We start from the raw sequence: 10,226 nt of genomic DNA on the forward strand, positions 1-10,226 counted from the left end.
TCCCAAGAGTCCACACTTCCTAAGCCTGATCGCCTATTTCGCCTTCTTGGCTACCGCGGCAGGGGGCGCAACGAGTGCGAATTCCTTCATTTCATCGGGCGAAAGATAATAGAGCCTGTCGGGCGGCGTCTCCATGGCGTGGATCCAGAGGTCGGGCTTGATTCCCATGTCGTCGAGATGGTGGGTGACATCAGCCGTGGTGCGCTGCACCTCCGACATGGCGCGTTCGGGCGAAAGCTTTTCTCCGGTGCCATTGAAGACCTGATGCACGCCGATGATGGCATCCTTCTCCGCCGTGCGCACGACACCGCCCGCCATAACGATCGGGCAGGAGGAGACACAAAGCGCCCCCTCGGCGACGGTAGTCGCGATCTTGCGTTCGCGGATGAGCGTGGAGATGGCGATCGCGTCGCCGATCGATCCGCCCGGCGAGTCGAGCGAGACTGTTTTGACATACTCGCCACGGGCCTTGATCTCGGCGTCGAAACGTGCGGCCGCGCCCGGTTCGATCGTGCCTTGTGCGAGCAGTACGCCGCCCGCCTGCAACTCGAAGCGGATCGGCTTTTTCAGTAACTCAGGGTCGGTCGTCACCTCAACCGGGGCGGCCTGTGGCTTGCCTTCGGTGAGCGCCGGTGGAAGTATGGGCAAGGCGCCCGGTATCATAGGGTCGTAGGCAGGCATGTTGGCGTTGGTGGAGCCGATTTCATGCCAGTCGACGACAACGAAGATTGCGGCCGTCGCGAGCAGGGTGTGGAACGCATGCCGCATCAACGTGCCGTCATCGGCGCAGAGCAGATAATCCTTCAGCCTTTGCCCCGCCGTTTCCAGTCTCATGCCGGCGGCCCTTTGCGGGGTCCCTTGCCGGAAAGATCGAAGCTCGCAATGTTCGACTGATCGGCCGCTTCGGTGCGCTCCGCTGCATCCATGGCGGCTTCGATGTCGACGCCGTACCGCCGGACCTCGCGTTGTACCTCCAGCGCTTGCAGGAGTTCGGCCGCAGTGATGCGTTCGGCGAAGGGCAGGCGCTGTTCCTGACGGCGGAGCGTCGAATGAACGATCGACAGCATGAAGATCAGCACCGCCGGCAGGATGTCGATCGAGATGGCGCCGGCCCAGCTCGGGATGAAATCACCGGCATAGCGCAGCACGGCTTCGGCAGAGGAGAGCGGTACGAACCGCCGCTCGGCCACCGGCTTGCGCTCGAGGATCTGGTCGGCCGCCTGCGACAGGACCTTGGATTGCGCCGCGACCGAGGATCGGATCGTCTCCATGACCTGGTCCTGCCTTGTGGCTAGATCCGCCTGGCGTCCATCCGCCACCGGCGCGATGAAGCCGAGCGACAGGTCTTCCGCCGCGCGCTTGACCGAGGGCGCGATCGAGGTCTGCTCTAGCGAGGTGATCACACCGGAGAGCCCAACGACCTCGGCCGAGAATTGATCGGCGCGCGGGTTGATCGCACCCGGCGCGGAAACCAGCGTGCGCATGGTCTCGAGATGCTTTCTACCCTCGTCGAACAGCGTCGTCACGCGCTCGCGCGAGGCGTTGATGCCGTTTTCTAGCTCGGTCAGCTGCGAGGCCATCTGCGACAGAAGCTGGACGACGCTGCCGGCCCCGGTCGTTCCGGTCAGCGCGCCCGTCTCCCGCTCCTGGTCGGCAAGGCGCTGGAAACGTTCCTGCGTGCGCTGGATGTCGGGAAGCAGGCTCTGCGCGGCGAGCGCATTCTGGTGTGCCTGATCGAGGTCAGCCGTGTAGTCCTCGAGCGTTTCCGCGAGATGCTGCTCGAGTGCGGCCGAACCGGCGAGCGCCGCCGCGTTCAGCCAGCTCGACATGGCGATGATCATCGCGCAGCCGAGCGCCATGACCCCGAGCATTGCCGCGCGTCCGGCCGTCCCGGTCACATGCGGATAGAAGCGGGCCATGTAGGTCCAGAAGGCGTAGATCGCCACCGAAACGGCGCTGGAATAGATGAGGGCTGCGAAGAATACAGCGGTTGCCGATCCGTCGAGGATGCTTCGCACGCCGAGATATGTGTAGACGCCGGAGGCGAGCGCCAGGATCGCGAACGCGAAACGGGTCATGGTCTCGACGGCTTCGACGCCGTCCTGCAAGCGATGCGATGTGCCGAGCGCCATGGTCTCCTCCGGGCTAGTCCCTTAAGAAACCACTACAATACAGGCAAAAGCAAGGTTTGGCACCGGGCAGGCCGACGGCGCCAAACCTGATCTCGTTCGGCCGCTTATTCGGCCGGCGCAATGTGGGTCGCTTCGGCTTCGAAAGCCGCCCCACCGGTCGCGCGCAGCGACTTTTCGGAGATGTCTATCATCGGCGAGAAGCCGGCGGCCGGCATGCGGGCCCCGTCGCGTTCATCGGGGTCAGCCGCCCGTGACGCGCCGCCCACCCGTTCGCTGCGTGCGACGTCAAGCTGGCCGGTCAGGATGGCGCGCTCGGCGCGCAGCTGCCGGATTTCGGACTTGGCGATCTCCAGGCTGGTGCGTAGCTGACCGATTTCGTAGCGATCGGAATCCATGCGCGTGTCGATATCGCGACGCAGCGCATCGGCATCCCGGTCGCGGCGCACGCGCAGGCTCTCGGCTTCACGCAGCTTCCGCGTCAGCTCGTTCGTCTGCGTGGCGAGTTCGCGGCGGGCTGCTTCGCTCTCGGCGCCGCTCGTGCGCGCCCGCTGCAGTTCCTCGGCAAGGCGCTCCGAGCGGGAGAGGGAGGTGGCGAGTTCCGATTTGATGCGCTTGAGATCAGCGCGTGCCGCCTGCAGGTCCTCGTCCGTCATCTTGTTGCGGCCATTCGCGGTGATGAGGAGCTTCTCGACGAGTTCGGCCTTGGAGCCGATCGCTTCGTGCTTCGTCGTCAGGCGCGCGATCTCCAGCGCCGAGGATGCCTGCAGGGTCTCATGCTCGACCTCGAGCCGCTTGTGCCGTTCCTCGAAGAGGGAGAGGTCCTGTTTCAGGTTGGCAACGGCCATCTGCAGGTTGCGCACCTGCGCTTCCTGCTCGGTGAGGCTGGACTTCAGATGGCTGCGTTCCTCGTTGAGGCGGGCCATCTGGCGTGTCTGGATGCCGTTCTCGCGACGCGAAGTTTCGATCAGCAGCTGGTGCGCCGTCGCCTCGTTGTCGAGTTTCTCACGCGTGGCCGAGAGTTCGCGGCTGCGCTGGTCGAGCTCCGTCTGGGCGCGTTTCAGCAGCGTCGAGGCCTCGTCGAACTGGATGGCACGATCCGTCAGCTCACGTTCGGCGTCGAGCAGCCGGTTTTCGATGATCGTGAATTCCTCGCGGGTGACCTGATGAATGCCTTGAAGTTTCGTCAGCTCATCGCGGAATGCTTCGATCTCGGAGCGAAGCTGCGTGTTGTCGGCGCGAAAATCCTTGTTTTCGGCGGTCAAGCGAACGTTGTCCTGGTCCGCCTTCCGGCGCGCGTTGCTTTCATAGTCGAGAAGCGAGCTGATGCGCGCGCATTCGGCGCGGAGCGCACCGGTCTCATTCAGCGACTGGCTGTGCGTACCGAGCAGCGAGGAAACGCGCTCCTGCAGCGATGAGAGGCTCGACAGCAGGTCTTCCGACGTCCGCTGGTTTTCCTCCAGCGCCGAGCCGAAGGCGGCGAAGTCGTTGACGTCAGGGATGGCGTAGCGCAACGGCTCTTCGGCCGCTGGACACTGATCGGTTATCGATGCGGGTCGGTATCCCGCGGGCAACGATCTGCTGCCGTCTTCTGCGCGACGAAAAAAGCTCATGACCATGACTTATGCCCCAAAAGTACCTGTCAAAACGCAAGCGAAATATGGATTTCAGCTAATTTAAGCGAACCTATCGAAAATTGCTTTGATTCCGTAAACGCGTGCTGCGCGTACATCTAGAAACCGCTATGTGTAGGTGTCAAAATACGCAACATGACAATCAACAGGTTTGACGGGCGAACCTGTGTCGTTTGCGCAACAGCGACTGACCACCTTATTCCTCGGGCAGAATCCGGATGTCATCAGCTTCCAGTTCGCTGCCCAGCTCTACCTCTTTCGTCTGTTTGTCGTAGACGCAGAAATAGCTGACGAAGCCGTTCGCACCCTTCGGCTTGCCGGTCACCAGAGCGATGCCAAAGTGTTCGCTGCCGAACGGATCGACGACGGCATGCGGAAACTCGATCGAGGCGCGCGCCGCCTGCTTACACTTGCCTTCGACCTCGGTCGCGAACTCCTGCCAGGCATCGCCCGAGGAGGCGCGAGCCGCTCCCGCTGCAGCGATCACGATGGCAAGTGTGCAAAAGCGGATCTTATTCCTCTGCATATGAAAAGCCTCGTCTTCCTGCTGTTGTGAAAGACGCCCATGATCAGCGATTTAGGGCTGGAAAGCCAAGTCCTTGGTGGAGGCAATTTTTCCTCTCCGGCCGTCTTTTTTGATATTTCGCCGGTTGCCTCTCCATGCTTGCGCTCCTATGTTCCGCCTCACCTGCCGATTACGCAAACTATTGCCAAAGGAGACCCGCAATGGCTTTTGAATTGCCCGAACTTCCCTATGACTACGAAGCGCTTCAGCCCTTCATGTCGAAGGAAACCCTGGAATTCCATCATGACAAGCACCACAAGGCCTATGTCGACAACGGCAACAAGCTCGCGGCTGAGGCAGGTCTTTCCGATCTCTCCCTCGAAGAGGTCGTGAAGAAGTCGTTCGGCACCAATGCCGGCCTCTTCAACAATGCTGCCCAGCATTACAACCACGTCCACTTCTGGAAGTGGATGAAGAAGGGCGGCGGCGGCAACAAGCTGCCGAGCAAGCTCGAAGCTGCGATCAATTCCGATCTCGGCGGCTACGACAAGTTCAAGGCTGATTTCATCGCTGCCGGCACGACGCAGTTCGGCTCCGGCTGGGCATGGGTTTCCGTCAAGAACGGCAAGCTCGAAATCTCCAAGACCCCGAACGGTGAAAACCCGCTCGTGCACGGCGCAACCCCGATCCTCGGCGTCGACGTATGGGAACACTCCTATTACATCGACTACCGCAACGCGCGTCCGAAGTACCTCGAAGCCTTCGTCGACAGCCTGATCAACTGGGATTACGTCCTGGAGCGCTACGAAGCCGCCGCCAAGTAAGCAGTTCGCAAGAACAAGATGTCGGCACCCGGCGTCTCGAAACGCCGGGTGTTTTCGTTCCGACGACCGTCACAAACCCGTCATGCCGCGCGCCTAAAGCGCTGCCATGACATCCTTTTCCGATCTCCCCATTCTCCGCTTCGGCGTCGTCGCAGATCCGCAATACGCAGCGAGGGCGCCGCATCTTGGGATGAACCGCCACTATGCCAGGAGCCTCGCCAGGCTGTCGGAGGCGATCGAGGTTTTCAATGGGGAGGATCTGAGTTTCGTTATCACGCTCGGCGACATCATCGACCGCGATTTCAAGAGCTTCGACGACATCCTCCCGATCTACGATAGCCTGAAGCACCAGAATTTCTTCCTGCTCGGCAATCACGATTTTTCCGTCGTAGCCGATCGGTTGGCCGATGTCGCCAGCCGGGTCGGCCTGGCGTCGCCCTATTACAGCTTCATCAGGCAGGGCTGGCGGTTCATTGTTGTGAACGGCAACGAGGTGAGCACCTTTGCGCCGCCGCTTGGGCATCCGTATCGGGAGATAGCCGCCCAGCGGCTCGCCGAGCTCAGGGGTGCCGGCGCCATCAACGCGCAGGACTGGAATGCCATGCCGAGCGACGAGCAGTTCGCCTGGCTTTCCGAGCAGATCAAGGACGCCGGCGCCGCAGGCGAGCGCGTCATCGTCATGAACCATTACCCGGTCTATCCGCCGAACGAGCACGACAGCTGGGATCGCGAACGCATCGTCAGGCTTCTGACGGCGCATGACAATGTTGCTGCCTATTTAAGCGGCCACAACCACGCAGGCAATTTCGGCACGCTCGACGGATGCCATTTCCTGAATTTCAAGGGCATGGTCGATACCGAGACCGAGAATACCTTCGCCATCGTGGAGATCTGGGCCGACCGCATCGAAGTGCGCGGCTTCGGACGCGAGGACAGCCGGACACTGAAGCTTTGCTAGCCGCCGTGACTATCGCCGGCTCTTTCTCCCGCGAATCGCTACTCTTGGGCGGGCCGGCAAAGCGCATCCGCCTTCCACCGCTCGGAATACTTTCTCCGCCCGCTCAGCCGGTTCGCATCGATCCATCTCGTTCAAGAGGCTCTCTTTTGTCTCCTGGGCGTCTTGGAAAGGATCGAAGAAGGTTGAGGCCGCCCGGCAACCTTCGGGGCTATTCGGGCCTTTCTTGTGCAGGGAATACCACTTCGAGAGCGCCTCGAAGACGACATCGATGTCGTCTGTGAAGCAGATCCCGTTAGACAAGTTTGTCATGTCTTTCGACGCTCCGCTTAGTTAGAAGCACAAGACTCCCAAGCGGTCGTTGCCACTAGAATGTCGACCGATGAGCGATGGTACTGTCCGCATCGCCGGCTCTCATGGATACCCTCAAGCGCGGTTGCGATTGCGACCACCATCACGAGCTTTGATCATTGGCGGATGCTTCCACGTACCATCGAGTGCTTCCGGCTTCGGCCAGTAAAGGCGCATCGCAACGACGAAAGGCCCTTTCGGTGCAGGAAGCCAGTTTGGCTCTCTGTCCTTCCCCGGGGGATTCGTTCTGAACATAGAACGTCAGCCCACCGTTGGCGTCCTTATACACGCGCGGGATGTTGACCAGATGGCCCAGGGGCCTTTGTACTCAGGGTTTTTGGTGTCGACGAAATAGGCGTATTGGACGCGGTAGCTGTCGACCATCGGGAAGCCGTAGATATAGGCTTCCTTGGCAATCGCGCGTGCCTCCGACTCGCTGATATCTGCAGAAATACCCTTCGCGGGATAGAGGCTAGCGAAACCGGTTGCCAGGATCAGTCCTTTGGTGAATTCGCGTTTCGTGAGTTGCATGGCTGCTGCTCCCATTGCCTCGATCTAAGACCCGTTGATCTACAAATCCGCGGAGCAGCTTTGAGCAAAAGTCGGCTAGCCGGAAGAATGTTACAGTAACATTGGCTGTAAATGGCCAACCGGCCCACAACGGGAGAATCCAATCGCTCTTTCAAGCCCCTAACGTCTCGGAAGTTCCTTGAACTTTATCAGGTGACGTCCATTTCCCTTCGATCGAAACTCATCGAAGCGTGTTTCGGCTCTTGAAGATCGCGACCTACAACGTCAACGGCGTGAACGGACGCCTGGAACTCCTTCTTCGCTGGCTGAAGGAGGATAAGCCTGACGTCGTTTGCCTGCAGGAGCTGAAAACGGAGGATGCCCGGTTTCCACGCGGGGCACTCGAGCGGGCCGGCTACGGCGCGATCTGGCACGGCCAGAAGAGCTGGAACGGCGTCGCGATCCTTTCGAAGGGCTCGACGCCGATCCTGACGCGGCGCGGTCTTCCCGGCGATCCCGATGACACGCACAGCCGCTACATCGAGGCGGCCATCGACGGTATCCTCATTGGATGCCTCTATCTTCCGAACGGAAATCCTGCACCCGGGCCGAGATTCGACTACAAGCTCCGCTGGTTCCGACGGCTCCATGAATATGCCGCCGAACTGCACGAGCTCGACATTCCTGCTCTCCTCGCCGGCGATTTCAACGTGATGCCGACGGATATGGACGTCTACAAGCCGGAGCGATGGCTGGATGACGCCCTCTTCCGGCCGGAAGTCCGCAAAGCCTATGCCGACCTCGTCGCACAGGGCTGGACCGACGCCATAAGACATCTGCATCCGAACGAGCGCATCTATACCTTCTGGAAGTACTGGCGAAACTCGTTCGAGCGCGACGCCGGTCTTCGGATCGATCACTTACTGCTCAGCCCGACGGTTGCCCCGTGGCTGAGGTCGGCGAGCGTGCGCAGGAAGCCGAGGAGTTGGGAACACACAAGCGACCACGCTCCCGTGATGATCGAACTCGACATCCCTCTATCAGAGGATAACGAATGAATACGAGCGATGAATCCGGAAGGAGCGGAAGATGGATGCCGACCTCGATGCTATGTCGCGCAATGAATTGATCGCGGAAGTGAAGCGCTTTCGCGGCGCGATCAGAGAACACCGGGATGCCACAGGTCACAACCTTTGCTGGCACCATCCCCAACTCTGGGACATGCTGCCGGAAAAGCTCAATCCTGACATTGCGGTCCCGCCTTGGCCGAAGTTCCTGCGAGGTTGCGTCCGCTATCGCGAAAGTTTGGATCGGCAGAGGCCCGACGCGCCGGTCCTGGACGAAGAGTTTGAAGCCTGAGTGCGACGAAGCACACGCCGATAGGATTCTCGTTCTCCGCTAGAGGCAAGGAGTTGCTGTAGGTTCGCCCGTCTAGGCCGCCGTGACCATCGGCAACTCCTTCCGCTCCATCGCGTCGCGCTTCGGCGGCGTGCCGAACATTCGTGAATATTCGCGGCTGAACTGCGAGGCGCTTTCATAGCCGACCTGATAGGCGGCAGTTGCAACGCTGGCGCCGTCCGACACCATCAGCCGCCGTGCTTCCAGCAGTCGCATGTTCTTCTGGTACTGCAGCGGCGTCATTGCCGTCATCTGCTTGAAATGCTGGTGGAAGGAGGAGGGGCTCATGTGTGCGACGGACGCAAGCTGCTCGATGCGCACCGGCGCGGCGAAGTTTTCGCGCAGCAGGTGGATGGCATCGGTCATGCGCCTGATATGGCTGCCGGGCAGCGCAAGCTTGCTGACCTCGCCCGCATTCGGCCCCGTCAGCAACCAGTAGCAGATCTCCCGCATGATCGCCGGATAGAGCACAGGAATTGCCTTCGGCGTTTCGGCAAGGCGCACGAGCCTCAGCACGCAGTCGGCCAGCACCCCGTCGAAATTCTGCACGAAAACACCGGCTGCGCCGTCGCCAACCGGGCGCGGCGGCTGTTCCATCGCCGCCATCACCTCGCGCATGATCGTCACATCGAAATCGATGTTCAGGCCGATATACGGCGCTTCCTTGCTGGCCTTGGTGATCTGTCCGAGGGCGGGCACCTCGAAGGTGACGATGAGCGACTGCATCTCGCCGTATTCGAAGACCCGGTCGCCGACCATGATCTCCTTCGCACCCTGGACGACGACGCAGATCGTCGGCCGGTAGATCATGTGGTTCGGCATGACAGGATGGGTGACGCGCGACACAGAAAGCGCCGGGAGCGGGGTCTCGAAGCGCCCATCGGCGTCACCGGCAGTTCTGTCGATGTAGGTCTGGATTGCTAGCTTCAGAGTATCCAACATTGCCTAGTCCGCAAGCAGCTTGGAGGATTAGGCAAGAAATTCGAGAGTTTCGGCATTCAACAACAGCCCCTGGCAGGCGTACCGTAAGGGCATCAACTCCAGCAAAGGAAGAGATCATGCCGAACGAAACGCAAGCAAATTCAGTATCCAAGGTTGCCGTCGTCACTGGCGGCAGCCGTGGGCTCGGCCGCAACACGGCGATCAACCTCGCCCGTCGTGGTGTCAACGTCATCTTCACCTACCGAGCAAATCGGGCAGTAGCGGAGGCCGCTGTTTTGGAGATCAAGGCGCTCGGTACCGAGGTCATCGCTCTGCAATTGGACACCGGTCGCGTCTCTGACTTCGAGGCCTTCGTGGGCAAGGCGAAGGATGCCTTGCAAAGTCTTGGACGGTCTCAGTTCGACTACCTCGTCAACAATGCCGGCAACAGCTATCACGCAGCGATTGCCGAAACGACGGAAGAGGCCTTCGACGAGCTCGTCAATGTGCACCTGAAGGGCGTCTACTTCCTGACACAGAAGCTCTTGCCGCTGATGGCGGATGGCGGCCGCATCATCAACGTCTCGAGCGGCCTTGCTCGCTTCGCTGTGCCTGGTATCTCCGCCTATGCGTCGATGAAGGGGGCGGTTGAGGTCTTCACCCGTTACCTCGCCAAGGAACTCGGCCCGCGCGGCATCACGGCCAATACCGTTGCTCCCGGCGCGATTGCCACCGACTTCAGCGGTGGCATGGTGCGCGACATTCCGACCTATAACAAGATGGTCGCCGATGCGACGGCGCTCGGACGTGCCGGCGTGCCCGACGATGTCGGCCCGATGATTGCCTCGCTGCTTTCCGACGACAACCGCTGGGTTAACGGGCAGCGCATCGAAGTTTCCGGTGGCACATACCTCTGATCTACATCAAGGAGCTAGAGCGGGATGCCGAAAACCGCTTACACTTTTCGGCATCCCGCTCTAGGAAGTGTGGACTCTTGGG

12 protein-coding genes are annotated in these 10,226 nt (G+C 60.7%); 5 read left to right on the forward strand and 7 right to left on the reverse strand.

The features are described from left to right. Positions 1-33 precede the first annotated feature (33 nt). The 4 genes from PMI09_RS09580 to PMI09_RS09595 all read right to left on the reverse strand — a co-directional run bounded on the left by PMI09_RS09580 (position 34) and on the right by PMI09_RS09595 (position 4,289). Positions 34-834 (reverse strand): ATP-dependent Clp protease proteolytic subunit, encoded by an 801-nt coding sequence (locus tag PMI09_RS09580; protein WP_007791835.1) that lies wholly within the window; start codon positions 832-834, stop codon positions 34-36. Next, the gene (locus PMI09_RS09585) at positions 831-2,132 is read right to left on the reverse strand and encodes a hypothetical protein (RefSeq protein WP_007791836.1); all 1,302 of its coding nucleotides are present in this window, start codon (positions 2,130-2,132) and stop codon (positions 831-833) included. The genes PMI09_RS09580 and PMI09_RS09585 overlap by 4 nt, the downstream gene beginning before the upstream one ends. 104 nt (positions 2,133-2,236) lie before the next feature. Then, positions 2,237-3,748, reverse strand: coding sequence for a hypothetical protein (locus PMI09_RS09590; protein ID WP_007791838.1), 1,512 nt, complete (start codon positions 3,746-3,748; stop codon positions 2,237-2,239). 211 nt (positions 3,749-3,959) lie between these two features. After that, a complete protein-coding gene (locus tag PMI09_RS09595; RefSeq protein ID WP_007791840.1) occupies positions 3,960-4,289 on the reverse strand; it encodes a hypothetical protein in 330 nt (109 codons plus the stop codon). Positions 4,290-4,489: 200 nt separating this feature from the next. Between PMI09_RS09595 and PMI09_RS09600 the strand changes: the two genes are divergently transcribed. Together PMI09_RS09600 and PMI09_RS09605 are read left to right on the forward strand one after the other, a co-directional pair. After that, a complete protein-coding gene (locus PMI09_RS09600; RefSeq protein WP_007791842.1) occupies positions 4,490-5,092 on the forward strand; it encodes a superoxide dismutase in 603 nt (200 codons plus the stop codon). Between the two features lie 106 nt (positions 5,093-5,198). Beyond that, positions 5,199-6,050 (forward strand): metallophosphoesterase, encoded by an 852-nt coding sequence (locus tag PMI09_RS09605; protein ID WP_007791845.1) that lies wholly within the window; start codon positions 5,199-5,201, stop codon positions 6,048-6,050. A 423-nt stretch (positions 6,051-6,473) separates the two neighbouring features. Here PMI09_RS09605 and PMI09_RS31245 read toward each other — a convergent pair whose 3' ends face one another. Next, the gene (locus PMI09_RS31245; RefSeq protein WP_244423744.1) at positions 6,474-6,653 is read right to left on the reverse strand and encodes a DUF1214 domain-containing protein; all 180 of its coding nucleotides are present in this window, start codon (positions 6,651-6,653) and stop codon (positions 6,474-6,476) included. A gap of 6 nt (positions 6,654-6,659) precedes the next feature. Continuing rightward, positions 6,660-6,929: a hypothetical protein gene (locus tag PMI09_RS09615; protein ID WP_007791851.1), complete on the reverse strand. Its 270-nt coding sequence runs from the start codon at positions 6,927-6,929 to the stop codon at positions 6,660-6,662. 242 nt (positions 6,930-7,171) lie between these two features. On the opposite strand from PMI09_RS09615, the gene xth reads away from it, so the two are divergent. Together xth and PMI09_RS09625 are read left to right on the forward strand one after the other, a co-directional pair. Then, positions 7,172-7,966 (forward strand): exodeoxyribonuclease III, encoded by a 795-nt coding sequence (gene xth, locus PMI09_RS09620; protein WP_037082507.1) that lies wholly within the window; start codon positions 7,172-7,174, stop codon positions 7,964-7,966. Positions 7,967-7,997: 31 nt separating this feature from the next. Continuing rightward, a complete protein-coding gene (locus PMI09_RS09625; RefSeq protein ID WP_007791859.1) occupies positions 7,998-8,267 on the forward strand; it encodes a hypothetical protein in 270 nt (89 codons plus the stop codon). A 72-nt stretch (positions 8,268-8,339) separates the two neighbouring features. Here PMI09_RS09625 and PMI09_RS09630 read toward each other — a convergent pair whose 3' ends face one another. Continuing rightward, positions 8,340-9,248, reverse strand: coding sequence for an AraC family transcriptional regulator (locus tag PMI09_RS09630; RefSeq protein WP_007791860.1), 909 nt, complete (start codon positions 9,246-9,248; stop codon positions 8,340-8,342). 116 nt (positions 9,249-9,364) lie between these two features. Here PMI09_RS09630 and PMI09_RS09635 point away from each other — a divergent pair, with 116 nt between their 5' ends. Then, positions 9,365-10,144 carry an SDR family NAD(P)-dependent oxidoreductase gene (locus tag PMI09_RS09635; RefSeq protein ID WP_007791863.1) on the forward strand — a complete coding sequence of 260 codons (780 nt, stop codon included), beginning with the start codon at positions 9,365-9,367 and terminating at the stop codon, positions 10,142-10,144. Positions 10,145-10,226: the final 82 nt, after the last annotated feature.

Origin of the sequence: Rhizobium sp. CF122 (genome assembly GCF_000282035.1) — a bacterium.
Lineage (GTDB): Bacteria > Pseudomonadota > Alphaproteobacteria > Rhizobiales > Rhizobiaceae > Rhizobium.

Excerpts from the sequence above, each read along its gene's own strand:
- PMI09_RS09635 (WP_007791863.1), top strand. The coding sequence starts at position 9,365 with ATGCCGAACGAAACGCAAGCAAATTCAGTATCCAAGGTTGCCGTCGTC.
- PMI09_RS09605 (WP_007791845.1), top strand. The coding sequence starts at position 5,199 with ATGACATCCTTTTCCGATCTCCCCATTCTCCGCTTCGGCGTCGTCGCA.
- PMI09_RS31245 (WP_244423744.1), bottom strand. The coding sequence starts at position 6,653 with ATGTTCAGAACGAATCCCCCGGGGAAGGACAGAGAGCCAAACTGGCTT.
- PMI09_RS09585 (WP_007791836.1), bottom strand. The coding sequence starts at position 2,132 with ATGGCGCTCGGCACATCGCATCGCTTGCAGGACGGCGTCGAAGCCGTC.
- PMI09_RS09600 (WP_007791842.1), top strand. The coding sequence starts at position 4,490 with ATGGCTTTTGAATTGCCCGAACTTCCCTATGACTACGAAGCGCTTCAG.
- PMI09_RS09630 (WP_007791860.1), bottom strand. The coding sequence starts at position 9,248 with ATGTTGGATACTCTGAAGCTAGCAATCCAGACCTACATCGACAGAACT.
- PMI09_RS09615 (WP_007791851.1), bottom strand. The coding sequence starts at position 6,929 with ATGCAACTCACGAAACGCGAATTCACCAAAGGACTGATCCTGGCAACC.
- PMI09_RS09590 (WP_007791838.1), bottom strand. The coding sequence starts at position 3,748 with ATGGTCATGAGCTTTTTTCGTCGCGCAGAAGACGGCAGCAGATCGTTG.
- PMI09_RS09595 (WP_007791840.1), bottom strand. The coding sequence starts at position 4,289 with ATGCAGAGGAATAAGATCCGCTTTTGCACACTTGCCATCGTGATCGCT.
- PMI09_RS09580 (WP_007791835.1), bottom strand. The coding sequence starts at position 834 with ATGAGACTGGAAACGGCGGGGCAAAGGCTGAAGGATTATCTGCTCTGC.
- PMI09_RS09625 (WP_007791859.1), top strand. The coding sequence starts at position 7,998 with ATGGATGCCGACCTCGATGCTATGTCGCGCAATGAATTGATCGCGGAA.